This window comes from Pseudomonas helleri (genome assembly GCF_009600315.1).
In the GTDB taxonomy this organism is placed as follows: Bacteria; Pseudomonadota; Gammaproteobacteria; order Pseudomonadales; family Pseudomonadaceae; genus Aquipseudomonas; species Aquipseudomonas helleri_A.
In genome coordinates this window covers 59053-84621 of the sequence record NZ_WIWC01000018.1, presented here as the reverse complement: position 1 = coordinate 84621, position 25569 = coordinate 59053, and the positions used below count along the sequence as shown (strand labels likewise).

Sequence of the window (25569 nt, the reverse complement as noted above, 5' to 3'; positions counted from 1 at the left end):
CAGAAAGCCTTGGCTATGCAATATGATGCTCCTGCGTCAATTCAATAACCGTGTTGCACTCAGCTCCTGCAACCGCCGGGGCTAAGGCCTCTTTAATTGTTTCTGTACCTGGCTAAGGATGAAGAAAGCGTTATCCGTGATAGCCAATTTTCAACGCAATGCCTTTGTATTTGAATACGATAGTTAGCTTGCTATATATTTTTCTGTGCAGGCAAATAAAAAAGCCACGCCTCTAAACAGGGGCGTGGCTTTTACGAAACATCATTACCCGGGAAATACCCGGAGCATTAATTACAAGATGTTCAGTGGGTATTCAACGATTACGCGAACATCGTTGGTGTCAGCCTGGTAGTTGCTGGTAGAGCGATAGATCGCGCTACGCAGACGGAAAGACAGGTCTTTGGCCGGGCCTTCCTGCATCACGTATTTGCTCTCGAAGTCGAATTCGTGCTCTTTGCCTTCGCCAGTGTCAGTAGAGATGTTGTCGCCTTTGACGTAGCGAGCCATAAAGCTCAGGCCTGGTACACCGTAGCTGGCCATGTTCAGGTCGTAGCGACCCTGCCAGGAGCGTTCGTCTTTACCGTTAAAGTCGGAGTACTGAACGGAGTTGGCTAGGAAAATAGTGCCGCCGCCATCTACGCCATAGTAGTAACCGCTATCACCGGTGGAGCGCTGGTGGGCGAGGGTGAACTTGTGGGCGCCGATGCTGTAAGCCGCTGCCAAGCTCCAGATTTTGTTGTCGACATTACCTGCGCGCTCTTCACCCTGGCTCGACGTTCTGTAACCGTTGAGGTCAAAGTTAAGGGCTTGGGATTCTGCGATAGGCAGGGTGTAGTTAAGGTTGACGTATTGCTTCTTGAAGTACTCATCAACGTCGGATGCAGCCACGCCACCAACCAGATTGTCAGTGAACTGATAGGTTGCACCTGCAATGTTTGCGGCGGTCAGGCCAGGCTCGTGCGGGCCGTTGATGCTGTCACGTGCCATACCGGTCTGCGAACTTAGAGCGGTGAAGCGGCCGGCGGACAGCTCCAGACCTTTGATTTCCTTGCTGGTAATCAATGTGCCGGTGGCGACTTCTGGCAGCAAGCGGCTGTCATCGGTCGAGAAAACCGGGCTTGCAACAAACTGGTTGCCGTATTTCAACACGGTATCGGAGAGGCGGAATTTAACAGCGCCACCAATTTTCGATTGGGTATCTTCCGGAGAGCCATCGCTTTTGGTGCCAAACAGGCCGTTGCCCTGACGACCCGCACCGCCGTCCAGGCGCAGAGTGCCCATGGCGAACGCATCTACACCGACACCGACGGTGCCTTGGGTGAAGCCGGATTCGTAGTTAAGCAGCTCGCTCAGACCCCAATCTTCGCGATAGCCGCTTTTATACGGCGCTGCACCGTCTCCGTTCTTGCTGATGTTACCTGCACCATTACGGTAGTCACGGTTCATGTACAGCATGCGGGTTTTGGAAGTCAGGGTGCTGTCTTCGATAAAACCTTTGGATTCGTCCTGGGACGAGGCCATTGCGAACTGCGTAGTACCAGCTGAAACAGCCAGTGCGATCATGCTCCACTTCATCACGCGCATCGTGATTTGCTCCTTTGGTTTTAGGAAGAGTACTGCCGTCCCCACCTTGATTTTTATCTGGGGCGGCTCTTTCTTTTTGTGTCGGCGAAAACTTATATCACGCCGGCCATGTTGGCGATACTTGCTCTCATACGCTTCTGTTTCTTTACAGCAATGCCGCAACAGCATAGCTGCGAACGGTATTTCAGCTATTTTCTTGTGTCATTAATACTCATGCGCACATAAAAAATATTCTGAATCCATTTCAGAAATATCAGGCGCCGTTGAGTGACCTGTTGTTTGTTATCTGGTCACTGCGTTTAACGCATGCCCAAACGGCTGTATTGAGAGGTTATGCAACAAGCATGCTCAAAATGGACGGCAGCAGTGAAAATATTTTTGTGGGTGTTCTGATTCAGAAAACACTCCGGATGCAGCTCTGAAAGGTCGTAAATTCTGCAAACGTGATCAGGGCGAATACCCTTCGCAGGTCAATGCCTAAGTGATGTCAGCGATTTAAGCGTTACCGGTTAACACCTGTTGGGTTAGTCGGTGACGTTTTGTGGGCATTCAATCACTCATGCTGTTCAATTTTGGTGCAAAAATGTTCGGCCTGTGTTGGTTATCCTTTGAGCCACATTCCACGTGCGAGTCCGGTGGGTGTCGTGATACGGAACCCAATCAAGGGTATCCTTTCAGTTTTGAGCTTGCACCTCGTGAGCCTTGGGTGCGAGCTCGGAACAAATCCCCCGAAAATCAGGAGAGCACGCTGTGTTTACTTTGGATGCACGCCTTGAACAAGACACTTGGCTGATTGGTGATCTACCCTTGTGCCGCTTGCTCCTGTCCAATGATTCGAATTACCCGTGGTTTATCCTGGTGCCGCGGCGTGAGGGTATTAGTGAATTGTTTCAGCTGGATGACAGTGATCAGCAACTGATGTGGCACGAAACAACCGAGTTGGCGCGAGCGCTCAATGTGCTGTTTGGTGCGCACAAAATGAACGTAGCAACGCTGGGTAATGTGGTAAGCCAGTTGCACATGCATGTGATCGTGCGCTATCGAACGGATGCAGCGTGGCCTGCTCCGGTATGGGGCAAACTCCCGGCAAAGCCTTACGCAGAAGCACAAGTGAGCGAAATGCGCTGCAAGCTAAAACAGGCTTTCACTTTTTTGGAGGATAAGTAGTGACACTTGAAGAGCGGGTTATGGACCTTGAGAGCCGTTTGGCCTTTCAAGATGACACCATTCAGTCATTGAATGATGTATTGGTAAAACAGCAGAACACAGTAGATCGTTTGCAGGCGCAGATGGCCGTTTTGCTCAAGCGTCAGGAAGAAATGGGCGGGCAGTTCGAGTCGTTCGAGGAAGAGGCTCCGCCGCCTCATTATTGAGGTTTGGTGCAGGCCATAAAAAACCGCGATCCAGCTGTGCTGGTCGCGGTTTTTTTACAGGCTTGAATCAGCGACGCGGCAGTGCGGCAATCACGTCTTCAGCTTGCAGGCCTTTGTCGCGGTTCATGACCGAGAACTCCACGCGTTGTCCTTCCACCAGTACTCGGTGGCCTTCGCCACGGATGGCGCGAAAGTGGACAAAAATGTCATCCCCAGAATCCCGGGAGATAAAACCGAAACCCTTGGAGGTGTTAAACCACTTCACAGTTCCGGTGTCGCGGTTGGTCATGTCATAGCTTTGCGAGGATGAAGCAGGTGACGATTTATACAGGTTGATGATCAGGTGCAGCGCAACAGCAAGTACGGCAGGAACCAGGCTAAGCAATACAGCCGGTTGCTCGCCAATCGGCAGCAGCAGGCCGAACAGGGTCAGCGTTTGCAGAACAACAGACAGCACCAGCAGAGCGCTGACCAGATTTTGCAGTTGATGGCGTGGGCCTTTGTTCCAGTACGGAATGACCGGAGCCAGTGTCAGGTTAAGCAGGCCAAGAAAAGCCAGATAAAGAGCATCGTTGTGTTGCAGGTAAGGTACGGCGTCGGCTTGAAGGCCAGGAATGAAGGACAGCAGCAAGGCAGCTGCGCCCGTTATCAGGTGAACGATTTTCAACATTTCAATTAACTCGCATTAAGACGGATCGCAAGGAAGAGCTGATTGCGCACGGTTCGTTTTGAAAAAAATGGAGAAGTCAGGCACGTGCGGGTATCAGCCTATGCGCCCTCGCCAGACACTTGGCGAAAGCGACACGCTGCCTATTTAACAGCAAACCCAAGGCCTTCTCAAATTAAGTGCATGGGTAAGGCCGTGCTCGAGATTACGTACAGGGTTCCTGCACAATTGCCTCTTTTTTGATAGGACTCCCGGTCTAGAGGGGTTTTGCTCCATTCTGCGGCTGTCTTGGTAATCTGTTAATTGCGCTTTGGGTGTGGGGATGATGGTCTGTTCGGTAGGGATAATTACCGTTGGTCGTTTTTGTAGGGTGTCGGCGCCAGGCGGGTGAGAAGGCTCTGACTTTTAATGCGATTCAAACTTTGTGTAGTTAAAAGATAGAGGTGAAACGAGGTTTAACTCTGGTTGTGGTAAATAAAGTTGGCGCAGCAGTGCTGGATTAAGAGGAGAGCCGCAAGTTATCCAGTCGCATCATGGCGTGCGGTAGTTTGTGGCGATTGCTTTGTGCAATGCACTCTGACTGGGCGGACCTGCAGCCAGTTTTCGCTTGGCAAGGGGCGGGCGCGATGGTCTTCTGCTGTTTGACCCAGAGCTCTCCTACAGGCTTGAGGGTGAGGTCTGCTGGTTAAGAACCTTTACATAATGTTTTATGAGGTGTGTCCGATTGGAAAATATAACTAACTTTAATGGCGTTGCAATGGAGTATTTTTGGTATGGGACGATTATTGCGGCAGGAGAGTACGGGGGGCAGATTATTGCAGAGAGTTAGAATAGATCCCGTTATTCTTGATTTTGGTATGACCCTGGCTAAGCCACTTTCAAGGTCGGTAAGGTTAAATGGTTTTGCCACCTGTTTAAGGCTTGAGGAGGTGTATTGGGATGTATTGTCCGATATTTCGCGAAGTAACGAGTGCTCAATAAATGCGCTGCTTTCCTACATCGATAGAGAAATTCATCTGCGACATGGCGGTGTGAAAAATTTTAGCGGCCTCATCCGTGTCGTCTGCGTCATGCATCTGCTGAAGGCTGCGCGGGCTTCGCACAGTGCGGCACCTAGACAAGTATTTATGGTTTGATCCGATGCGTCAGGCCGAGCGGGGATGTTCGGTGACTTGTATTCTTTCGAATTTCATGGTGCATTTGAAGCGCAATGGCGATTCCTGCGGCTGCAATAGCTCGATTTACCAGATATAATCTCGCGCTTTGCTGTGTGGCCCTCTGTCTATAGGGTTGCCGCTAACGGATTGTCGAGATACGCCGATGCCTATGTACGATTACCAATGCGCTTCCTGCGGTCATCAGCTGGAAGCCATTCAAAAAATCAGTGACTCGCCACTGGTTGATTGTCCTGCCTGTCAGGCTCCTGAGCTGAAGAAGATGCTGTCCATGCCAGGTTTTCGCCTAAGCGGTACTGGCTGGTATGAAACAGACTTCAAGACAGGCTCGAAAAAGAATCTGGCAGGCGGCGACAAGTCCGACTGAGGTCGGGCGAAGGCAGTCTGAACACAAGCGGGCTCTTGCAGTGTTATCAGCACCGACGGTGCGCAAGACCTCCATCGAATTTCGAATTACGAGAAGTGAAACCACTACCATGATGCGCAGCCATTATTGCGGCCAACTGAACGAAAGCCTGGACGGCCAGGAAATTACCCTTTGCGGATGGGTTCATCGTCGCCGTGACCACGGTGGGGTGATTTTCCTCGATATCCGTGATCGTGATGGTCTGGCCCAAGTGGTATTCGACCCGGATCGCGCTGAAACCTTCGCCGCTGCTGACCGTGTGCGCAGCGAATACGTCGTTAAAGTGACGGGCAAAGTGCGCTTGCGTCCTGCCGGTGCCGGCAACACCAACATGGCGTCGGGCATGATCGAAGTGCTGGGCTATGAGCTTGAAGTACTGAACGAAGCGGAGACCCCGCCGTTCCCGCTGAACGAATTTTCTGATGTGGGCGAAGAAACGCGCCTGCGCTACCGCTTTATCGATCTGCGTCGCCCTGAGATGCTCGAGAAGCTGCGTCTGCGTTCGCGCATGACCACCAGCATTCGTCGTTACCTCGACGAAAACGGCTTCCTGGACGTCGAAACACCTATTCTGACCCGTGCCACCCCTGAAGGCGCGCGTGACTATCTGGTGCCTAGCCGTACTCATGCCGGTTCGTTCTTTGCTTTGCCACAATCTCCACAGCTGTTCAAACAGTTGCTGATGGTGGCCGGTTTTGACCGTTACTACCAGATTGCCAAATGCTTCCGTGATGAAGACTTGCGTGCTGATCGTCAGCCTGAGTTCACTCAGATCGACATCGAAACCAGCTTCCTCGATGAAAAAGACATCATGGGCCTGACCGAAGGCATGATCCGCAACCTGTTCAAGGAAGTGCTGGATCTGGAATTCGGTGAGTTCCCGCACATGACCTTCGAAGAAGCCATGCGCCGTTACGGTTCCGACAAGCCAGACCTGCGTAACCCGCTGGAACTGGTAGACGTTGCCGACCAGCTTAAAGACGTCGACTTCAAAGTGTTCAGCGGCCCGGCCAACGATCCGAAGTGCCGCATTGCTGCCCTGCGTGTTCCGGGTGCAGCAAGCATGCCGCGCAAACAGATCGACGACTACACCAAGTTTGTCGGCATCTACGGCGCCAAAGGCCTGGCGTACATCAAGGTCAACGAGCGTGCCAAGGGCGTTGAAGGCCTGCAGTCGCCGATCGTCAAGAACATCCCTGAAGCCAACCTCAATGTGATCCTGGATCGCGTCGGCGCAGTAGACGGCGACATCGTGTTCTTCGGCGCCGACAAGTCCAAGATCGTTAGCGAGGCACTGGGCGCGCTGCGTATCAAGGTCGGTAACGACTTGAACCTGCTGACCTGCGAGTGGGCACCGATGTGGGTGGTCGACTTCCCGATGTTCGAAGAGAACGACGACGGCAGCTTCAGCGCCTTGCATCACCCGTTCACCGCGCCAAAATGCTCTCCTGAGGAGCTGGCAGCCAGCCCGGCCACCGCGCTGTCTCGTGCCTACGACATGGTATTGAACGGTACTGAACTGGGTGGCGGTTCCATCCGTATCCACCGCAAGGAAATGCAGCAAGCTGTTTTCCGCCTGTTGGGTATCGACGAAGCCGAGCAGGAAGAGAAGTTCGGCTTCCTGCTGGATGCTTTGAAATACGGTGCGCCACCCCACGGTGGTTTGGCTTTCGGTCTGGATCGTCTGGTTATGCTGATGACTGGCGCTCAGTCTATTCGTGAAGTGATTGCCTTCCCGAAAACCCAAAGCGCTGCCTGTGTCATGACTCAGGCGCCTGGCGCGGTAGACGCTAAAGCGTTGCGCGAGCTGCATATCCGTTTGCGTGAACAGCCTAAGGCTGAGTAAGACTGACCTCAAGGGCGCATCTTCGGATGCGCCTTTGTCATTGGGTCGAGAATTTTTATTGCGGGTTCATGGCATGTGCCGAACCGGCAAGGTTTCATAAAGGATTCGGAGTAGGTTATGGCAGGTCATTCTAAGTGGGCGAACATCAAGCACCGCAAAGAGCGTCAGGATGCCAAAAAAGGCAAAATCTTCACCAAGTGGATTCGTGAGCTGACGGTTGCTGCCCGTCAGGGTGGCGCAGATCCCGGCTCCAACCCGCGCCTGCGTCTGGCGCTGGACAAAGCCCTTGGTGCGAACATGAGCCGCGATATTATTGATCGTGCTGTCGCCCGTGGTGCGGGTGCCGCCGATACTGATGATATGGTCGAGCTGAGCTATGAAGGCTATGGGCCGGGTGGCGTTGCCGTGATGGTCGAGTGCATGACCGATAATCGCAATCGCACTGCCGCCGCCGTCCGCCATGCATTCAGCAAATGTGGCGGCAATTTGGGCACCGATGGCTCTGTGGCGTATTTGTTCGAGCGTAAAGGCCAGATATCCTATGCTGCGGGTGTCGATGAAGATGCCTTGATTGAAGCTGCGATGGAGGCAGATGCCGACGACGTGGTGACGAATGAAGACGGTTCCATCGATGTGTTCACTTCGTTCACCAGTTTCTATGCCGTGCGTAATGCATTGGAAGCGGCGGGCTTCAAGCCGGCAGACGCCGAAATCGTGATGCTGCCGACCACCAGTGCCGAGCTGGATCTGGAGGGCGCCGAAAAAGTGCTCAAGCTGATCGATATGCTCGAAGACCTGGATGACGTGCAAAACGTGTACTCCAACGCTGAAATCCCTGATGCAGTGCTGGAACAGCTAGCCTGATACCCGCATGATCCTGAAAGCCGGAGCTGCACCGTCGCGATGATCGCGGCGCTGTGCACCTCCGGCTTCTGCCTTTAAGCTGTCCGGGTATGTGCCGGTGGGCGTCACTTCATAAGCTGTAGGCGTTATGACTCTTATTCTTGGTATCGATCCTGGTTCGCGAATCACCGGTTATGGCGTCGTGCGCGACACGGGCCGTGGCTGTGTGTATGTAGCGTCGGGCTGTATTCGTACAGGCAGTGGTGAACTGCACGAGAGGTTACAAATTGTTTATCGCGGCGTTCGAGAGGTTATTCAGACGTACGGGCCAGTGACGATGGGCATCGAAAAAGTCTTTATGGCCCGCAACGCCGATTCCGCGTTAAAGCTGGGGCAGGCGAGAGGCGCGGCTATTGTGGCTGGCGCGGAAGAAAGTCTGGAAATTGCGGAGTACTCCGCCACTCAAGTTAAACAAGCAGTGGCCGGCACGGGGGGCGCCAATAAGGAGCAGGTGATGATGATGGTCATGCATTTGCTCAAGCTGACCACCAAGCCGCAGATCGATGCATCGGATGCTCTGGCCATTGCGCTGTGCCATGCCCATACCCGCTCCAGTCTTTTGCCCCACGGTCTGGGGGCGGCGCGCAGTCGTGGTGGTCGCCTTCGTCTTTGAGGCCGTTTTAATGTTATTAAGCTAGCCGACAGGGTGTTATGCGCAATGATGCAGCCTTGTCCTTCTAGGTGTCAGCCAATGTACTGGCCAGAGAAAAGGATCTGAAACGTGATTGGACGCTTGCGCGGCACCTTGGCTGAAAAACAGCCGCCGCACCTGATTCTTGATGTAAATGGCCTGGGTTACGAGCTTGAAGTGCCGATGACCACGCTCTACAGGTTGCCGCTCCTGGGTGAACCGCTCACCTTGCATACTCATTTGGTCGTTCGCGAAGACGCGCAGTTGCTCTATGGTTTTATAGGTAAGCGCGAGCGCGACTTCTTTCGCGAGCTGATCCGGCTGAATGGCGTTGGCCCCAAGCTGGCGTTGGCGTTGATGTCCAGTCTGGAAGTGGATGAGCTTGTACGCTGTGTTCAGGCTCAGGATACGTCCGCGTTGACCAAAGTGCCCGGCGTCGGCAAGAAAACCGCCGAGCGCCTTTTGGTCGAGCTCAAGGATCGCTTCAAGGCGTGGGAGCAAGTGCCGAGCATGTTTGCTCTGGTGCCTAATCAGCCGGATGCGCCGGTTCAAGTGGCGAGCGCGGAAAGTGATGCCGTTAGCGCTCTGATTTCCCTGGGTTATAAACCTCAGGAAGCCAGCAAGGCGGTGTCTGCCATCAAAGACAAGACATTGAGCAGTGAAGACATGATTCGCCGCGCCCTTAAGGGAATGATTTAAGTGATTGAAGCTGATCGTTTGATAACCGCTTCCAGTGGACGGGATCGGGAAGAAGTCCAGGATCGTGCGATCAGGCCTTTGAGTCTGGCGGACTACATTGGCCAACCCACCGTGCGCGAGCAAATGGAGCTGTTCATTCAGGCGGCTCGCGGACGTTCGGAGTCATTGGACCATACGTTGATTTTCGGCCCTCCAGGGCTTGGCAAAACCACGCTGGCCAACATCATCGCTCAGGAAATGGGCGTGTCGATCAAAAGCACCTCGGGGCCAGTGCTGGAACGACCGGGTGATCTGGCGGCATTGCTGACCAACCTTGAGCCGCACGATGTGTTGTTCATTGACGAAATTCATCGCTTGTCGCCCATTGTTGAAGAAGTCCTTTACCCGGCCATGGAAGACTTCCAGCTGGACATCATGATTGGAGAGGGGCCTGCAGCGCGATCGATCAAGCTTGATCTGCCCCCGTTCACCCTGGTGGGAGCGACAACGCGTGCCGGGATGCTGACCAACCCGTTGCGAGACCGTTTCGGGATTGTGCAGCGGCTGGAGTTTTACAGCACCGACGATCTGGCAACGATTGTCAGTCGTTCGGCTGGTATCTTCGGTCTGCCCCTGGACCCGGAAGGCGCTTATGAAATAGCGCGGCGCGCGCGTGGTACGCCGCGAATCGCCAACCGCTTGTTGCGTCGGGTGCGCGACTTTGCCGAGGTGCGTGCCAAAGGGCACATCACCAAACCGGTGGCAGACCTGGCGTTGAACCTGCTGGACGTTGATGAACATGGTTTCGATCATCAAGACAGGCGCTTACTGTTGACTATGATTGAGAAGTTCGATGGTGGCCCGGTGGGTGTCGACAGTCTGGCGGCGGCAATCAGTGAGGAGCGCCATACCATTGAAGATGTGCTCGAGCCCTATTTGATTCAGCAGGGTTACATCATGCGCACGCCCCGGGGGCGAGTGGTCACGCGGCATGCCTACTTGCACTTTGGTCTGAACATTCCGTCGCGCTTGGGGGATATGCCTGTAGCAGACGACTTTCCAAACGTTTCAAACGATTAATAAGCATTTTAAAGTCGATTTTTTTGGGGTTTCTGCTGTCCTAAGGTCTGGCGCTGGAAAACTTCCGTCTTAAAGTCGTAATAGCGTAAAAAACAGTGGGTTGGCGGATTGGCAACCTGAGGAGTAAGCACTAGAGTATGCGCGCGCAAAACAGGCTTGAGCCGTTCGCACATCGATGTCGCGTTTATTACGAAGACACCGATGCGGGTGGCGTCGTGTATTACGTAAATTACTTAAAGTTTATGGAGCGGGCTCGAACCGAAAGGCTGCGGGAATTGGGATTTTCCCAGTCCGCGCTGGCAGGCGAGAACCTGTTATTTGTCGTGCATTCCAGCGAGGCGCGTTACCACGCACCGGCGCGGCTGGACGACGAACTGTTGATAAGCGCGCAAGTGATTGAACTCAACCGCGCCAGTCTGCGTTTCAAGCAGCAGGTGTGGCGAGCGGCGGATGCAACGCTGCTCTGTGAAGGGCAGTTTTTGGTGGCCTGTGTGCGCGCCGATAGTTTTAAACCCCGGGCCATTCCCGAAGCTTTACGTACGGCCTTTGCCGACGTGAGCGGCACGGGTAAACATTTAGAGCAGGAGATACAGCGTGGAAGCTAACGTCGTCGACCATTCCTCCATGTGGAGCTTGGTCAGCAATGCCAGCATTGTAGTGCAGTTGGTAATGTTGACCCTGCTGGCCGCATCGGTTACCTCGTGGGTCATGATTTTTCAGCGCAGCACTATGTTGCGCGCCGGTCGACGTGCCCTGGAAAGCTTTGAGGAGCGCTTCTGGTCGGGTATCGATCTGTCAAAGCTGTATCGTCAGGCGGGCAGTAATCCAGATCCGGATTCGGGCGTTGAACAAATTTTCCGCGCCGGTTTCAAAGAGTTCTCGCGTCTGCGTCAGCAGTCGGGTGTCGACCCCGAAGCGGTGATGGAAGGTGTTGCGCGGGCTATGCGCGTTGCGATTTCCCGTGAAGAAGAAAAGCTGGAGCAAGGTTTGCCGTTCCTGGCCACTGTCGGCTCGGTAAGCCCTTACATCGGTCTGTTTGGTACGGTATGGGGGATCATGAACTCCTTCCGTGGTCTGGCTACCGCGCAGCAAGCTACGTTGGCGACAGTTGCACCCGGCATTGCCGAGGCCCTGATTGCGACGGCTATCGGTCTGTTTGCTGCCATCCCGGCGGTCATCGCTTACAACCGCTTTGCCGCCCGCAGTGAAACCCTGATCAGCCGCTACTACACCTTCGCCGATGAATTCCAGGCGATCCTGCACCGTAAAGTGCACACCAGCGAAGAATAAGCAGGTAATTTCCAATGGCTTTAATCGCTCGAGCTCGCAAAAAGCGCAAGCCGGTCGCTGAAATGAACGTAGTGCCCTACATCGACGTGATGCTGGTACTGCTGGTCATTTTCATGGTGACTGCACCGATGCTCAACCAGGGTGTGAAGGTTGATTTGCCCAAGGTCTCCAGCGAGGCTTTGCCGCAGGACAACAACACACAGGTTCTGACCATCTCGATCAAAGCTGACAAGACCTACTTCTGGAACCTTGGCAGCGAAGTTGACACCGAAAAACAGATGGACAAGGCCATGACCTTGCCGCAGATGACTGACGCCGTGACTAAAATCATTCGCGCGGGCAATGAGGGCGGCAAGCAAACTCAGGTCTTTATTCGCGGCGACAAAACCGTTGATTACGGCGCGGTGATGGGTGCCATGGGCGGCTTGCAGAAAGCCGGGGTCGGGAACGTTGGCTTGATAACCGAGGCTCCCTGATGCGCGAACAGCGGGAGCCGTCCGCCTCTGAAAATTATTTTTGGCCTACAGTCTGGGCGGTAGGTTTGCACGTTCTGATTTTTGGCATGCTGTTCGTTAGCTTTGCCATGACACCAGAGCTGCCGCCCTCCAAGCCGATTGTTCAAGCCACCCTGTACCAACTGAAATCTAAAAGTCGGGCGACCACCCAGACCAATCAAAAGATTGCGGGTGAGGCGAAGAAATCTGCCGCGCGTCAGACCGAAGTTGAACAAATGGAACAGAAAAAGGTTGAGCAGGAAGCTGTAAAAGCCGCAGAGCAAAAGAAAGATGAGGCTGCTGATAAAGCAGCTGAAGCCAAGAAGGCAGACGAAGCCAAAGCGAGCGAAGCCAAAAAGGCGGATGAAGCCAAGAAGGCTGATGACGCTAAAAAAGCCGATGATGCCAAAAAGGCAACAGAAGCCAAAAAAGCCGAAGAGAAAAAACTCGCGGATATAGCCAAGAAGAAGTCCGAGGAGGAGGCCAAGAAGGCCGCGGAAGAAGAAGCCAAGAAAAAGGCTGCTGAGGACGCCAAGAAAAAAGCGACCGAAGATGCGAAAAAGAAAGCTGACGATGCCAAAAAAGCTGCTGAGGATGCCAAGAAAAAGGCTGTAGCAGACGAAGCGAAAAAGAAAGCCGCTGAAGATGCGAAGAAAAAAGCGTCTGCCGATGCTGCGAAGAAAAAGGCAGTAGAAGCAGCACGCAAATCGACCGAAGAGAAAAAGGCCCAGGCCTTGGCGGATTTGCTTTCTGATACACCGCAGCGTCAGCAGGCTTTGGCCGATGAGCAGGGTGATGAGGTTGCCGGTAGTTTCGACGACCTGATTCGGGCTCGTGCAGCAGAAGGGTGGGCTCGTCCGCCATCGGCTCGCAAGAACATGACAGTTGTTCTGCAAATCGGCATGTTGCCGGATGGCACTGTAACGTCAGTCACAGTGGCCAAGTCCAGTGGTGATGGCCCGTTTGACAGTTCGGCTGTGGCAGCGGTCAAGAATATTGGCCGTTTAACGGAGATGCAGGGTATGAAGCCCAGCGATTTTAATCCTTATCGATCGTTCAAGATGACATTCACACCTGAGGATCTAGCCTTGTGATTAAACTTTTTCGAGGACTGTTGGTTGTTGTCTGCTGCTTGGCAGGGATGGCAGTGGCAGATGAAAAGAACATTCTGGTCACCAGTGGCAGCGACCGGGCGACCCCCATTGCAGTAGTGCCGTTTGGCTGGCAGGGCGGTACCGTTCTGCCTGACGACATGGCTGAAATCATTGGTAATGACCTGCGTAACTCGGGTTATTACGCGCCGATTCCAAAGCAGAACATGATTGGTTTGCCGACGCAGGCCAGTGAAGTCATCTTCCGTGATTGGAAAGCGCTGGGTGCCCAGTACGTCATGGTCGGTAATATTGTGCCCGCGGGCGGCCGTTTGCAGGTGCAATATGCCTTGTTCAACGTGGCGACCGAGCAGCCGGTATTGACCGGCAGTGTTTCGGGTACCACCGAGCAGTTGCGTGACATGGCGCACTACATATCTGATCAGTCGTTTGAAAAACTGACCGGTATTAAAGGGGCTTTCTCTACCCGTCTGCTCTATGTAACGGCTGAGCGTTCCAGTGCAACTAACACCCGTTATACCTTGCAGCGTTCGGACTACGACGGTGCGCGTGCGGTAACGCTGTTGCAATCGCGTGAGCCAATTCTGTCGCCGCGTTTTGCGCCGGATGGCAAACGTATTGCTTATGTCTCGTTCGAGCAAAAGCGTCCGCGCATCTTTATGCAAAACATTGATACCGGTAAGCGTGAGCAGATCACCAACTTCGAAGGCCTCAATGGTGCGCCTGCCTGGTCGCCGGATGGTTCCCGACTGGCATTTGTATTGTCCAAAGACGGTAATGCCGAGATTTACGTGATGGATCTGGCTTCCCGTGGGCTGACGCGAGTCACCAATAACCCGGCTATTGATACTGAACCGTTCTGGGGTAAAGATGGCAATACCATCTATTTCACCTCTGACCGTGGCGGTAAACCGCAAATCTACAAAACTACAGTGGGTAGCGGTAACGCCGAACGCGTGACCTTTATTGGTAACTACAACGCCAGTCCGAAGCTTTCGGCTGACGAAAAGACCCTGGTAATGATCCACCGTCAGGATGGTTTCACTAATTTCCGAGTTGCAGCACAAGATTTGCAGCGTGGAAGTGTAAAAATCCTAACTAATACCAACCTTGACGAGTCAGCTACTGTTGCGCCCAACGGCACCATGGTAATCTACGCCACCCGTGATCAGGGCCGGGGAGTCTTGATGCTCGTGTCTATTAACGGACGCGTAAGGCTCCCTCTTCCTACCGCTCAAGGCGAAGTCAGAGAACCTTCCTGGTCCCCTTACCTGAACTGACGTGGTGATAGCTGTACGTTGCATATAACACTTGGGGTTCATTAGGAGTTTTACGATGGAAATGCTGAAGTTTGGTAAATTCGCTGCGCTGGCACTGGCCATGGCTGTAGCTGTAGGTTGCTCGTCCAAAGGCGGCGACAATGCCGGTGAAGGCGCTGCTGTTGATCCAAACGCTGGTTACGGCGCAAACACTGGCGCTGTTGATGGTTCCCTGAGCGAAGAAGCTGCTCTGCGCGCTATCACTGTTTTCTACTTCGAATACGACTCTTCGGACCTGAAACCAGAAGCAATGCGCGCTCTGGATGTTCACGCTAAAGACCTGAAAGCTAACGGCGCTCGCGTTGTTCTGGAAGGTAACACTGACGCCCGTGGTACTCGTGAGTACAACATGGCACTGGGCGAGCGTCGTGCGAAAGCCGTTCAACGCTACCTGGTACTGCAAGGCGTTTCTCCAGCACAACTGGAGCTGGTGTCCTACGGTAAAGAGCGTCCAATCGCTACTGGCAACGACGAACAGTCGTGGGCTCAAAACCGTCGCGTCGAACTGCGTAAGTAATTCGTCATGCGAACGTGCCGCCGTGCTGTAACTATTCTGACTCTCAGCCTCATGCCGCTAGCGGTATGGGCTGCGGTTCCTGTGGTCGATGACAACTCTGGCTATAACAATAGCGGGGGGAGTTATCCGTCAACGGGTTACGGTGCGAGCGGCGCCTATGCCGGGGGAGGGGTTTCGGCCCCTGTCTCGGCACAGGGCGAGCTGTTCAACCAGTTGCAACAAATGCAGGAGCAGATTGCGCGCCAACAAGGTGTGATCGAAGTTCTGCAAAATGATGTTTCGCGCATGAAACAAGAAAACCTGGAGCGATACCAGGAACTTGATCGTCGCATTGGATCTGGCGTTGCTCCTGCCGCCGCTCCTGATAATTCTTCTGCGGGTGGTGCTTCTGCCGCCGGCAACAATGCTGCGCCTGCACCTCAGGCCGCTGCCAGTTCGGAACCCGGCGATCCGGCGAAAGAAAAGCTCTATTACGATGCTGCTTTCGACTTGATCAAAGCCAAGGATTTCGACAAGGCCAGTCAGGCATTTACAGCCTTTCTGCGCAAATACCCCAATAGCCAGTACGCGGGCAATGCCCAGTATTGGTTGGGCGAAGTGAATCTGGCCAAAGGCGATCTTCAAGCTGCTGGCCAAGCGTTCGCCAAGGTGAGCCAGCTTTACCCCAAACATGCCAAAGTGCCTGACTCCCTTTACAAGCTGGCTGATGTTGAGCGCCGTCTTGGTCACACCGATAAGGTGAAAGGCATTTTGCAGCAAGTTGTAGCGCAGTACCCAGGTACTTCTGCGGCCCAGCTGGCGCAGCGTGACTTGCAGCGCATGTAACCTGTAATTGGCTTTCATCGAGAAACCCGCGCTTATCGCGGGTTTTTTCGTTAGAATCCACGCCCTTTTATGAAATACGCTCTTCTGAGTCCTGCGCAGGCAGATTCTTTGGAGTGCCTGACGGAGGCGGACAGCCTGTTTAGCTGTTACGCCCGTGGCGGATATGCAAGACACATTAAGAATTACCGAAGTTTTTTACTCCTTGCAGGGTGAAACGCGAACGGCTGGCCTGCCCACCGTTTTTGTACGCCTGACGGGATGCCCTCTGCGCTGCCAATATTGCGACAGTGCGTATGCGTTCAGCGGCGGAACAGTCCGCATGCTCGACAGCATTCTTGAGCAAGTGGCCGATTTTCGCCCGCGTTATGTATGCGTCACAGGCGGCGAGCCTCTGGCCCAGCCTAATGCCATTCCTTTGCTCAAACAGCTCTGTGACGCCGGCTATGAAGTGTCTATCGAGACCAGCGGTGCGCTGGATATCTCGGCTGTCGATACCCGTGTAAGCCGGGTGCTCGACCTCAAGACGCCGGGCTCCAAAGAGTCTCATCGCAATCTTTACGAAAATATCGGCCTGCTGACTGCAAATGATCAGGTGAAATTCGTGATTTGTTCGCGCGAGGACTACGACTGGGCGGTTTCCAAGCTGATTGAATACGGCCTTGAGCGCCGAGCGGGTGAAGTCCTGTTTTCGCCGAGCCACCATGATTTGCAAGCGAGCGATCTGGCTGACTGGATCGTGGCGGATAACTTGCCCGTGCGCTTGCAAATGCAGCTGCACAAATATCTTTGGAATGACGAGCCGGGGCGCTGAAATGACTGAACAAACGCTAAACACTGAAAAACGTGCTGTCATCCTGCTGTCAGGCGGCCTCGATTCCGCGACCGTTGTAGCCATGGCTCGCGCTGAAGGCTACAGCTGTTACACCATGAGCTTCGACTATGGCCAGCGCCATCGCTCCGAGCTTGAGGCCGCTGCACGCGTTGCGCGTGACCTGGGCGTCATTGAGCATAAAGTGATAGGCCTCAATCTTGACGGTATTGGCGGCTCGGCGCTCACAGACAGCTCAATTGATGTGCCCGAGACCTTGGGCGAGGGCATTCCGGTGACTTACGTGCCAGCACGCAACACCGTGTTTCTGTCGCTGGCGTTAGGTTGGGCAGAAGTGCTGCAAGCGCGAGATATCTTTATCGGTGTCAATGCCGTGGATTACTCGGGTTATCCCGATTGCCGTCCCGAGTTTGTAGAAGCGTTCGAAGTCATGGCGAATCTGGCGACCAAGGCCGGTGTAGAAGGCAATGGTTTTCGCATCCAGGCGCCGCTGCAAAACCTGAGCAAGGGGCAGATCGTCGAGGCAGGTACAAAGCTGGGTGTGGATTATTCATTGACCGTGTCTTGCTACCAGGCCGACGCGCAGGGCCGTGCATGCGGTAAATGCGATAGCTGCCGGCTGCGCGCGCAAGGCTTTGCAGAAGCAGGGATTGCCGATCCTACCCGTTACTTTTGAAGGTTTTCGAAATCAATTCGAATAAAGTGTTGAATTATCCTTAAAAATCAGTATTATACGCCCCACAACGAAGCGGGTCGTTAGCTCAGTTGGTAGAGCAGTTGGCTTTTAACCAATTGGTCGTAGGTTCGAATCCCACACGACCCACCATATCGCGACACCAAAACAGCCGGTCAAATCCTCAGGGTTTACCGGATTTTTTGCGTCTGCGATTTGGTGATCTATTGGATTGGCAGTACCTCGGTATCACTAAGTTATACGAACGCAGTGGTTATAGAGGATAGACGCAAGCGTTCTATGAGCTCACGCAAGGTGGCGTAAACAGTTCGCAGCCTGCGGTATGTCCTACGCCAAAACCGTCTTCATCTTTCGTAATCTGTTATTCCACTCCTACATATGTTTTCTCCTCACTTACTTAGAGTTCAGCCTTTTACAGCGGCTAAAGGACTCGCATGCCTAATAAAAACGCACCGCGCAAAATTTGGCGCCATGTAGGGGGGGAGGGAGGCTATCGCTACCTCGACGACATGAACGCCCAAGAGCTGGCTGATTTGGAGGCTTTAAACCGCAACTACGAACTTATTGCGGCGGCCGATGCGGCTAGCCACCAAAAGTGTTTTGACTATTACGAACAAAAACAGCGCGAAGAGCAGGCCAAGAAGTTCGATCTGCGCTTGCGCATTGGTGTGTTCTTCGATGGTACGGGCAATAACGCCAGTAACACCTTTGACGGCAAACGCTGCGGGGCCCATCACCCCGTGCGGGCGGAAGATCTGGACGGTAGCTGCAAAGCGTATATGGCTGATCCCGAGAGCAGTTACGGGAATGAACTCAGTAATGTGGCCCTGTTATCAGGCCTGTATGAATCAGATAAAGAGTTGAAGGGCAGCGGTAAAAGCAGAAGTCTTCAGCGCAGATTTTATATGGACGGCATTGGCACTGTGCGCGGCGAGGAGGACAGTGGATCGGTTCGGGTACGGGGCGTGGCGAAACCGGAGTCGAGGAGCGAGTCGGGAAGATGTTTCAGTATCTCTTGAGGTGGATGCATGAACTTCGCAGTTTATATCTGGACGCCGAGATCAGCGCCGTGACCTTTGATGTGTTTGGTTTTAGCCGGGGTGCAGCCGCTGCGCGCCACTTTGTTAACGAAGTCACCAGTGGTTATCAGGGTTATTGGCGTGAACTGATGGACCGTTCCCAGCTTAAGTTCAGTGCTGGTTTGCGCCTTATACCGATGTTCATCTGGGTTTTGTCGGCCTGTTTGATACTGTTGCTTCAATAGTGGGGTGGGACAATCTGGGTAATTTAAGCAGCCAGCATATCCCCCTCCTTCAACTGTACTTAAGGCCGAACAGAATAGGCAACGTGGTGCAATTGGTCGCCCGTGATGAAAAGCGCTTCAACTTCGCATTAAGTGAGGTCGGCCCCGACCATCTGGAAATAACCTTGCCGGGCGTGCACTCGGACATCGGCGGGGGCTATCGAGCACTGTTGCAAGAAGAGCTGATGGTCACGCCCCTGCAATCGCTGGAGGTGGCGCTGGATCAGGACGTCACCGATACATCGATTTATCGTGATGCCCTGGAAGCTAAAGCATGCTGGATCGCCGAGGGCTGGCCTGATGATGCGCTGCATATAGTGACACCCAATGCAGAGCGACTTCCTCCCGACAGTGAGGATCGTATGGCCCCGCCACGAAAAAGGGTCTATGCGGGCCTGCAAATCAAAAGGGAAGTGAGAGGCGAATTGTCACGGGTTTATTGCCGGGTAATGCATGCACTGGCCAAGGCCAAGAATGTACCGTTTGAAGATATTGATGATAAACCTGAATTTCAGATATCCGAGGAGCTTGAGCCGCTGTGCGACAGGTTTGTCGCGGGGGATTACACCCTTACCCCTGCAGAAGAAAGTCTGTTGCGACGCCGCTATATCCACACTTCTGCCCATTGGAACCATCCCTTGGCCAAGGCCAGCGGCAAGGTCATCACGCTGCTTTATATCAACTCCCCCATGGAGAACGGAATTCGCGTTCGCCATCCCCATGTGCGAACCAGGTGAGCATTATGAAACGACTTAAAACAGGGTTTTTACTGTTGAGCCTATTACTGATGTCTGCCTGCAAAAACGACCCGCTGTCCGGGGCGGGCGATCCTAAAAGCGATACCTGGAGCATTGACTTTAGAGGGCCGTCTTTCATGCAAGGCTGGATTGAGCAAATCGTCGTGGAGGACATCAAAGGGCAACTAATCAGGGGGCCGAGTGGTGGCGGACTAGGTTCCAATAATCTTGGGCTGGATAAGGAATACGCACGGGGTTGGCGCCCAAACATAGGTAATGTCTACACCATGACCGGAGCTGATCTACCCAAACGTGTTTACGTACGATGGCAGTCCATCATTGAACAAATTACGTACAGCGGTTGGGTCAGTATTTCTGAAAACGCTCGCAGCATCATGCGCGGGTCTACAGCCCGCCGATGCCCGAAATGGCCTGAGCAGCAAGCCAGTTATTATGCATCACTTACTTTAGGCTTGGCGCCAGGCGGGGTGATTCGGGTGTGGGTGCAGGATAATTGTTATAACTATGTTTTGGTCGATCAGGATCAGGCTCAAGTGGAGCCATTAGGGCCGTATCAAGGTCGTAATCAGGGTCGTTACGCTCACCCCATCGATGAAAACTCCAAACGTTACGTCGAGCGCTGGGGCATTCCCTATGGAAGTTGGTAGTGCTCAATAGGCCGTCTGCTGAATTCGCACACAGGTATCCCCGCTTCCGGCGCAGGTAAGGGGAAGCGAGGCATCAAGCGGGTGGCATACAGGCATTTACGGGTTCAAGTAAGCACTCAAACGCTCTACGGCAAACCCCTCGAAACCTTTCAGCGCATCGCTGGCCATCAGTTGCTCCTTGCCGTTGAATTCAACCACGGGTACGTAGAAGCAGGCATGTTGGCTGATCTGGTCGACAGGAATGTTTTGCTGGCCCACAAAGGGAAAGCCGCAGCCCATGCCCAACAGCTGCAAGCGAACTACCTTGAGTTTCTGGCCCACCACCGAGGCGTCACACATCTCCCAATCGATGTTGCGTTTTTCCAGGACGTCGGCCACCGGCTTGTTTCCCATGCGGATAAAGTGCTCGGCCTCCATCGCGAAGTTGATCGGGTTGTCTGGGTCGGCGCAGACGCTTGCCACGCGAGTCACCTCGAACTCGCCGCTGCCTTGAAGTTGCGCCGGAAACTTGTTTTTCTGACTTTCAAACCCGGGGTACGTCGTTGGGAACGGCTCGCTCGGCATGAGCTGTTTGACCGTCATGCCCTCGGGCATTTCAGGTGTGGCAGCCATGACCACAGGGGCCAAAACGGCAGAGAGAAGGGTGAGGAGGGTGTTGCGTTTCAGGGCTTTGTTCAACATCTATTCCACCTTGGAAAGTCAGAAGTTACATCCTGTTGCGTAATCTGAGTTGTCCCGGCCTTCAAGGCAACCCCCACCCAAGCGTCTCTCAGGTTGTTTGCCTCACGTCAGTCCCCTCTGGCTCAGGCACTCTGCGCAGCCGCGACGCGTATGGCAGTAGCAACGCTACCGTGAGCGCCGCGAGGGAGAGGTTGCCGAGCCAGGCAACCGCGCCCATGGGCCCGCCCCAGGCTTGAATACAACAGGCCAAGCTGGCCAGCAGGGCAACCCAGCCCGTGCCGCGTAATGTTCGCAGGACGACAGGGGCAGGCGTGGGTTGCCTGAGCTGTTTGTAATACCGTTCCAGCCCCAGGCACAAACCCAGCATGCCGCTACAGGCCAGCAACATACCCGCGATCAAGGCAAGGTTCATCTCAATGCTGCTCCAGGGTTTTAGAGGATTTACGCGGTATCGGTTGTCTGGCCGGTTGCCCTGTCTGCCAGGCTGCCCAGGCCAGCAATGCGCCTATCACTACGAGGGTAAGTTCCAGGTAGAGCCCGTCCCCTCGATTGACAAAGATCAGGTTCAGCAGGGGCAAGCTCAAACACATCAGGGCCGCGAGGCCCAACTGTTCGCGCCATGCAGCGAGTCTGGGCCTGACGATGGCATGGCCCAGACTGGCGAGCCACACCAGAAAGAAAACCCGCACTTCCCATTGGTCACGCGTGGCCCATTGCAACGGCAGCAGCCGGTTGGCCCACAGCAGCGCGATAGACGCCATCGCCAGCCCGGCCACGACCGCTACGTTGATGCGTTCGGCGGCGTGATACAGCATCGCACCGATCACCCCTTCGTTATCGTGACGGCGGCGGCGCTTGACGGTAAACAGCACCACGCCGGTGGCCAGCATGGCGCAACTGGCCAGGCCACAGAGGAAGTACAACCAGCGCATGGGATAGCCGCCGAACTGAGCGAAGTGCAAACCCGACATGACTTTCTGGGTCAGCAGGCTCGGTCGGCTTTCTGGCGGCAGCCGTAAGACTTTTCCCGTGACGCCGTCGAATACCATGCTGACGCCTTTGCTCAACTCGATGCGGTTGCCCAGCAAGGGGCGCGCTTCAATCCGAGCATCACTGCGGCCGGGATTTTTAATCGACAGCCCGGATACGGGTCCCATGACCCGCTCTGCTTCGGCCAATAAAGGTCCAATCGCGGTCAGCGGTATGGTCTCTGAGGCAGGGCGACGAGTTTCGCCACGCCCCGGCGCCGATCCATCACGGCGCTCACCCGCGGTGGCGATGCCTTGATTGCCAGGCGCGTGAATGTGCTCGGCACCGGCGCGTGGCTGTTGCTCTTTTGGTTGCCCGCCAACGGCAGGTGGTCGTGCCTCGCCGTGCTGTTCGCTCGGCGCCCCGCGCAACGCTCGACTGGCCGCGTCACGGTCGCCATCGAAGAGTGCATCCATCGCCCCCGGCATGTAGATCAGGTAAAAAATCACCAGGCCGGTATAGGTAATCATCCGATGGAAAGGCAGCACCAGCACCCCGGTGGCGTTATGCGCATCCAGCCAGGAGCGTTGCCCCTTGGCCGGGCGGAAGGTGAAAAAGTCCTTGAAGAATTTTTTGTGAATGACAATCCCGCTGATAAGCGCGACGAGCATGCCCATAGCGGCCAGTCCGACCACCCAGATGCCAATATTGCGCGGCAGGTCGAGGGTGAAATGGAAGCGAAAAAAGAACCCGCCGCCCGCTGTCTCGCGAACGTCGAGCGGGACGCCGCTTTCCGGGTCCAGGTTCACGCCACCGCCACGCCGCTGCTCACCGCTGGAGACGGTCAGCCCAGGTGAGCGCTCGGTGGGCAGGCCGATGTTCCAGCTGCTGGCATTCGGCTGCTGCGCATGCAGATAGTCGAGTGCGCGTTGTGCGGCTTCGCTTGGCGTGAGCGTGTGGGCCGGTATTTCCGGCCGCATCCAGCTATCAATTTCCTTATCAAACACCGCGAGGGTGCCGGTGAGGAAAATTGCGAACAGGATCCAGCCGAAAATCAGCCCGCCCCACGTGTGCAGCCAGGCAAGGGACTGGGTGATGGTTTTGGTTTTCATCCCGGTATCTCCATCCACTGCGGCCAGAAACCAATCGCCGCCAAGGGCACAGCCAGGCTTAGCCCGGCCCATGCGCGGCGGGCACTGCGGCAGGCAAATGCCCAAAGAATCGCCAGGCTGTAGACCGCAAATGACACCAGACTGGCCGTCACCAGCGCATCGACTTTATTCATCGGCAGCACGCGCGCAAGTGCTGCAGTGAAGGCGTATGTGAACAGGTAGCCGCCGAACAGCGCCGCAACGATACGCGACACGGTTGGTCCGTAAGGGGGAAGTTTTTTCATCTGACATGCTCATCAGTTCCCGGTACGACACCGGGTGTTTTTATAGGGCAATACGCTAAAACTCAGCCGGGTCAGTGGCTGAGTTTGGGGTGGGCGATCAACCGTAGCGGTGAGCGCTGCGATCAGAACGAGGTGGTGATGGACGCATAGAACGCGCGCCCCGGCTCGTTGTAAGTACTGGCCCCGGCTGTGGTGCCCGAGCCCTCGCGGTATACGCGCTTGTCGAACAGGTTGTTGATGCCGGCACCGAGCGACAGGTTCTTGTTCACCTCATACGTCCCGCCGACGCCCCAGATATGGTACGGCGCAAGGGTTTGCAACTCGTTCAAGGCGGTGACGGCTACATCACGTGTAGGGTTGAATACCCGTGGTTCTTGTTTGCCGTAATAGGTTGCGGTCAGGCTCAAGGCAAGCGCTTGGGTGGCCTGCCAGTCGAGCATGGAGTTCACCGTGTACTTGGGCACCACCGACAGCGGGTTACCGTCGCCGTCCTTGTTGGACTGCATATAGGTGAAGTTGGTGTTCCAGCTCAGCGTGTTGCCATGCTCGCCGAGCAATGGAATGCCGACGTTTCCTTCCCATCCCTTGACCACGGCATCCTTGGCGTTATCCCATTGCAGGATGGCCTCGTTGGCCAGCGTCTTGTCGACCAAATCGTTGGAAGCCACGATTTTGTTGTCGTAGTCATTACGGAAGTAGGTGATCCCGGCGCTCCATCCATCCCGGGCAAAACTGATGCCCAGCTCTTTGTTTATGCTGATCTCGGGCTCGAGGTTTTTATTGCCCAACACATAGCAACCCGTGCTGAACAGCGTGGGCGCACACCCGTTGCCGTTACTGCGATACAGGTAGTTGGGGTTCAACTGGTACAAATTCGGCGCCTTGAAGGCGCGGGCAATGCCGCCCTTCAGCGTGATGTCGTCGGTCAACATGTAGGAACTGTTCAGGCTCGGGCTCCAGTTGGCGCCGAACTGATCATGATGGTCCAGGCGCAGTCCGGGCGTCAGGAACCACGTGGGGCTCAACTCGATATTGTCTTCCATGAACAGCGCCATGATCGTCGCGTCCATATAGGACGAGCGTGCGCCCAGCGCCGAGTTGGGTAACGTGGTGCCGACGGCGCGGTCGAACGTGCTCGGGTCGTCCAGCTCCTGGCGATTCCATTCCGCACCGAGGGTCAACGTTTGGGGCAGCAGCACTTGCAGGGGAATGTTCAGCTCGCCCTGAACGAGGTAGCTGTCGTAGGTACTGGTGCTCTTGTCGGCGTTGGTGCTGATGTCGCCATCGACCGCACCGGTTTGCCCTTCCAGCAATCGGTTGTTGCGGGTTTTTTCGTATTGCGCCAATACCCGTGACGTACCGAACGCCCAGTCACCCCGATGGGTAACCGAAAAATTCTGCCGGTACATCGTGTTGGTTTCTCGACCCAGCCATTGGTTGATCGTACTGCCGGGCGTCTGTGAATCTGTTCCCCCAGTGCCGACATCCCCGGTGTAAATGTTGCCTTGTCGGCTAAAACCGGTCTCGAAATCGAGGGTCTGTTGATCATCCAGCGCCCAGCTCAATAACGCGTTGATGTCTTTATTGCGCACGCCTTCGCGGCCAGCACCCAATGCAGAGCCGGAGGCGGTGTCGGTGTGCGCCAGATTGATGTCGGAGTCGTCGGCGTCAGTCTTGTTCAGGTTGCCGTAGACACGAAATGCCAGCGCTTCGGTGAGCGCGCCGGAGAGGCTGAACGTGGTGCGTTTGGTCATGCCTTCGGCATCGTCCTCGGGCAGGTTGGTGTACGCCGAGAGCGAACCGCTGAGTTCCTGGGTCGGGCGCTTGGTGATGATATTCACCACGCCGCCCATCGAGCCGGAGCCGTACCGTGCGGCCGCCGGGCCTCGCAGCACCTCGATGCTCTCGACTTCGTCGGCGGGCACCCAATTGCTGTCGCCACGGGTATCGCGCTCGCCGGAACGGGTGTAACGCACGGCGTTGCGTGAGGTCACGGGCTTGCCGTCGATCAGGATCAGGGTGTTCTCCGGGCCCATGCCGCGCAGGTCGATCTGGCGGTTATTGCCGCGTGTACCGCTGGCGCTGTTGCCGCTCAGGTTGACCCCTGGCATTTTGCGGATGATGTCGGACAGGTCATTGACGGGCGGGCGTTTCTTGATGTCTTCGGCAGTAATGATCGATGCCCCGGGGGCTTGTTTGAGCTCTTGCGCGGCAGTGGCCACGACATGGGTATCATCGAGTTGCAACACATTGTCTGACGCCGGCGACGCCAGCACTTCGGTTTCGGCCAGCGCAGCGCCGGGCGAGCAGGCCATCAAGGCGAGGACTAGATGATTGAGCTTAAATCGCGGGTACATCGACAACACTCCTGTTAGTGGATGAGCCCAATGAA

At 55.0% G+C, this 25569-nt stretch carries 29 protein-coding genes and 1 tRNA gene; 23 read left to right on the top strand and 7 right to left on the bottom strand.

What is annotated here, in order from left to right:
- Positions 1-291: 291 nt before the first annotated feature.
- The gene (locus GHN86_RS13015) at positions 292-1584 is read right to left on the bottom strand and encodes an OprD family porin (protein ID WP_153378704.1); all 1293 of its coding nucleotides are present in this window, start codon (positions 1582-1584) and stop codon (positions 292-294) included.
- A gap of 750 nt (positions 1585-2334) precedes the next feature.
- On the opposite strand from GHN86_RS13015, the gene GHN86_RS13010 reads away from it, so the two are divergent.
- Together GHN86_RS13010 and GHN86_RS13005 are read left to right on the top strand one after the other, a co-directional pair.
- Positions 2335-2751: an HIT domain-containing protein gene (locus GHN86_RS13010; protein WP_323369975.1), complete on the top strand. Its 417-nt coding sequence runs from the start codon at positions 2335-2337 to the stop codon at positions 2749-2751.
- On the top strand, positions 2751-2957 hold the full coding sequence (locus tag GHN86_RS13005; RefSeq protein ID WP_314488702.1) for a SlyX family protein: 207 nt from the start codon (positions 2751-2753) through the stop codon (positions 2955-2957). The genes GHN86_RS13010 and GHN86_RS13005 overlap by 1 nt, the downstream gene beginning before the upstream one ends.
- A gap of 67 nt (positions 2958-3024) precedes the next feature.
- Here GHN86_RS13005 and GHN86_RS23965 read toward each other — a convergent pair whose 3' ends face one another.
- On the bottom strand, positions 3025-3627 hold the full coding sequence (locus GHN86_RS23965) for a cold-shock protein (RefSeq protein ID WP_122783113.1): 603 nt from the start codon (positions 3625-3627) through the stop codon (positions 3025-3027).
- A 770-nt stretch (positions 3628-4397) separates the two neighbouring features.
- On the opposite strand from GHN86_RS23965, the gene GHN86_RS12995 reads away from it, so the two are divergent.
- From GHN86_RS12995 to GHN86_RS12895, 21 genes are all read left to right on the top strand, one after another.
- Complete coding sequence (locus tag GHN86_RS12995; RefSeq protein WP_153378702.1) at positions 4398-4760, top strand: ribbon-helix-helix domain-containing protein; 363 nt, start codon at positions 4398-4400, stop codon at positions 4758-4760.
- A gap of 184 nt (positions 4761-4944) precedes the next feature.
- Positions 4945-5166: an FmdB family zinc ribbon protein gene (locus tag GHN86_RS12990; RefSeq protein ID WP_003441220.1), complete on the top strand. Its 222-nt coding sequence runs from the start codon at positions 4945-4947 to the stop codon at positions 5164-5166.
- 109 nt (positions 5167-5275) lie between these two features.
- Entirely contained in the window at positions 5276-7051 is a 1776-nt protein-coding gene (aspS, locus tag GHN86_RS12985; protein WP_122783115.1) for an aspartate--tRNA ligase, read from the top strand.
- Positions 7052-7168: 117 nt separating this feature from the next.
- Positions 7169-7915: a YebC/PmpR family DNA-binding transcriptional regulator gene (locus GHN86_RS12980; RefSeq protein WP_153378700.1), complete on the top strand. Its 747-nt coding sequence runs from the start codon at positions 7169-7171 to the stop codon at positions 7913-7915.
- A 127-nt stretch (positions 7916-8042) separates the two neighbouring features.
- Positions 8043-8567 (top strand): crossover junction endodeoxyribonuclease RuvC, encoded by a 525-nt coding sequence (ruvC, locus tag GHN86_RS12975; protein ID WP_003441230.1) that lies wholly within the window; start codon positions 8043-8045, stop codon positions 8565-8567.
- A 108-nt stretch (positions 8568-8675) separates the two neighbouring features.
- Positions 8676-9284, top strand: coding sequence for a Holliday junction branch migration protein RuvA (gene ruvA, locus GHN86_RS12970; RefSeq protein WP_323369269.1), 609 nt, complete (start codon positions 8676-8678; stop codon positions 9282-9284).
- Positions 9285-10343, top strand: coding sequence for a Holliday junction branch migration DNA helicase RuvB (gene ruvB, locus GHN86_RS12965; protein WP_323369268.1), 1059 nt, complete (start codon positions 9285-9287; stop codon positions 10341-10343).
- Positions 10344-10480: 137 nt separating this feature from the next.
- The gene (gene ybgC / locus GHN86_RS12960) at positions 10481-10948 is read left to right on the top strand and encodes a tol-pal system-associated acyl-CoA thioesterase (RefSeq protein WP_153378698.1); all 468 of its coding nucleotides are present in this window, start codon (positions 10481-10483) and stop codon (positions 10946-10948) included.
- On the top strand, positions 10938-11633 hold the full coding sequence (tolQ, locus tag GHN86_RS12955) for a protein TolQ (RefSeq protein WP_323369267.1): 696 nt from the start codon (positions 10938-10940) through the stop codon (positions 11631-11633). Before ybgC ends, tolQ begins: the two co-directional genes overlap by 11 nt.
- 23 nt (positions 11634-11656) lie before the next feature.
- A complete protein-coding gene (gene tolR / locus GHN86_RS12950; RefSeq protein WP_167654288.1) occupies positions 11657-12109 on the top strand; it encodes a protein TolR in 453 nt (150 codons plus the stop codon).
- Complete coding sequence (gene tolA, locus GHN86_RS12945; protein ID WP_153386694.1) at positions 12109-13221, top strand: cell envelope integrity protein TolA; 1113 nt, start codon at positions 12109-12111, stop codon at positions 13219-13221. Before tolR ends, tolA begins: the two co-directional genes overlap by 1 nt.
- A gap of 47 nt (positions 13222-13268) precedes the next feature.
- Positions 13269-14519 carry a Tol-Pal system beta propeller repeat protein TolB gene (gene tolB / locus GHN86_RS12940; RefSeq protein ID WP_194286211.1) on the top strand — a complete coding sequence of 417 codons (1251 nt, stop codon included), beginning with the start codon at positions 13269-13271 and terminating at the stop codon, positions 14517-14519.
- A 55-nt stretch (positions 14520-14574) separates the two neighbouring features.
- A complete protein-coding gene (pal, locus tag GHN86_RS12935) occupies positions 14575-15075 on the top strand; it encodes a peptidoglycan-associated lipoprotein Pal (RefSeq protein WP_003441254.1) in 501 nt (166 codons plus the stop codon).
- Positions 15076-15081: 6 nt separating this feature from the next.
- Positions 15082-15900, top strand: coding sequence for a tol-pal system protein YbgF (gene ybgF, locus GHN86_RS12930; protein WP_153378696.1), 819 nt, complete (start codon positions 15082-15084; stop codon positions 15898-15900).
- Between the two features lie 163 nt (positions 15901-16063).
- The gene (gene queE / locus GHN86_RS12925) at positions 16064-16711 is read left to right on the top strand and encodes a 7-carboxy-7-deazaguanine synthase QueE (RefSeq protein ID WP_153378695.1); all 648 of its coding nucleotides are present in this window, start codon (positions 16064-16066) and stop codon (positions 16709-16711) included.
- 1 nt (position 16712) lies between these two features.
- On the top strand, positions 16713-17405 hold the full coding sequence (gene queC / locus GHN86_RS12920; RefSeq protein ID WP_153378694.1) for a 7-cyano-7-deazaguanine synthase QueC: 693 nt from the start codon (positions 16713-16715) through the stop codon (positions 17403-17405).
- A 74-nt stretch (positions 17406-17479) separates the two neighbouring features.
- A tRNA-Lys gene (locus GHN86_RS12915) sits at positions 17480-17555 on the top strand.
- A 302-nt stretch (positions 17556-17857) separates the two neighbouring features.
- Entirely contained in the window at positions 17858-18442 is a 585-nt protein-coding gene (locus GHN86_RS12910) for a hypothetical protein (RefSeq protein WP_153386692.1), read from the top strand.
- Between the two features lie 5 nt (positions 18443-18447).
- Entirely contained in the window at positions 18448-18687 is a 240-nt protein-coding gene (locus tag GHN86_RS12905; RefSeq protein ID WP_153378692.1) for a hypothetical protein, read from the top strand.
- A complete protein-coding gene (locus GHN86_RS12900; RefSeq protein ID WP_323369266.1) occupies positions 18687-19463 on the top strand; it encodes a hypothetical protein in 777 nt (258 codons plus the stop codon). Before GHN86_RS12905 ends, GHN86_RS12900 begins: the two co-directional genes overlap by 1 nt.
- A gap of 5 nt (positions 19464-19468) precedes the next feature.
- Entirely contained in the window at positions 19469-20131 is a 663-nt protein-coding gene (locus GHN86_RS12895; protein WP_153378688.1) for a DUF2931 family protein, read from the top strand.
- Between the two features lie 96 nt (positions 20132-20227).
- Here GHN86_RS12895 and GHN86_RS12890 read toward each other — a convergent pair whose 3' ends face one another.
- The 5 genes from GHN86_RS12890 to GHN86_RS12870 all read right to left on the bottom strand — a co-directional run bounded on the left by GHN86_RS12890 (position 20228) and on the right by GHN86_RS12870 (position 25534).
- A complete protein-coding gene (locus GHN86_RS12890; RefSeq protein ID WP_153378686.1) occupies positions 20228-20812 on the bottom strand; it encodes a hypothetical protein in 585 nt (194 codons plus the stop codon).
- Between the two features lie 88 nt (positions 20813-20900).
- A complete protein-coding gene (locus tag GHN86_RS12885) occupies positions 20901-21224 on the bottom strand; it encodes a DUF3325 domain-containing protein (protein WP_153378684.1) in 324 nt (107 codons plus the stop codon).
- 1 nt (position 21225) lies between these two features.
- Positions 21226-22893 (bottom strand): PepSY-associated TM helix domain-containing protein, encoded by a 1668-nt coding sequence (locus GHN86_RS12880; RefSeq protein WP_153386690.1) that lies wholly within the window; start codon positions 22891-22893, stop codon positions 21226-21228.
- Positions 22890-23177 (bottom strand): DUF3649 domain-containing protein, encoded by a 288-nt coding sequence (locus GHN86_RS12875; RefSeq protein ID WP_153378681.1) that lies wholly within the window; start codon positions 23175-23177, stop codon positions 22890-22892. Before GHN86_RS12875 ends, GHN86_RS12880 begins: the two co-directional genes overlap by 4 nt.
- Positions 23178-23299: 122 nt before the next feature.
- Positions 23300-25534 (bottom strand): TonB-dependent siderophore receptor, encoded by a 2235-nt coding sequence (locus GHN86_RS12870; protein ID WP_153386688.1) that lies wholly within the window; start codon positions 25532-25534, stop codon positions 23300-23302.
- Positions 25535-25569: the final 35 nt, after the last annotated feature.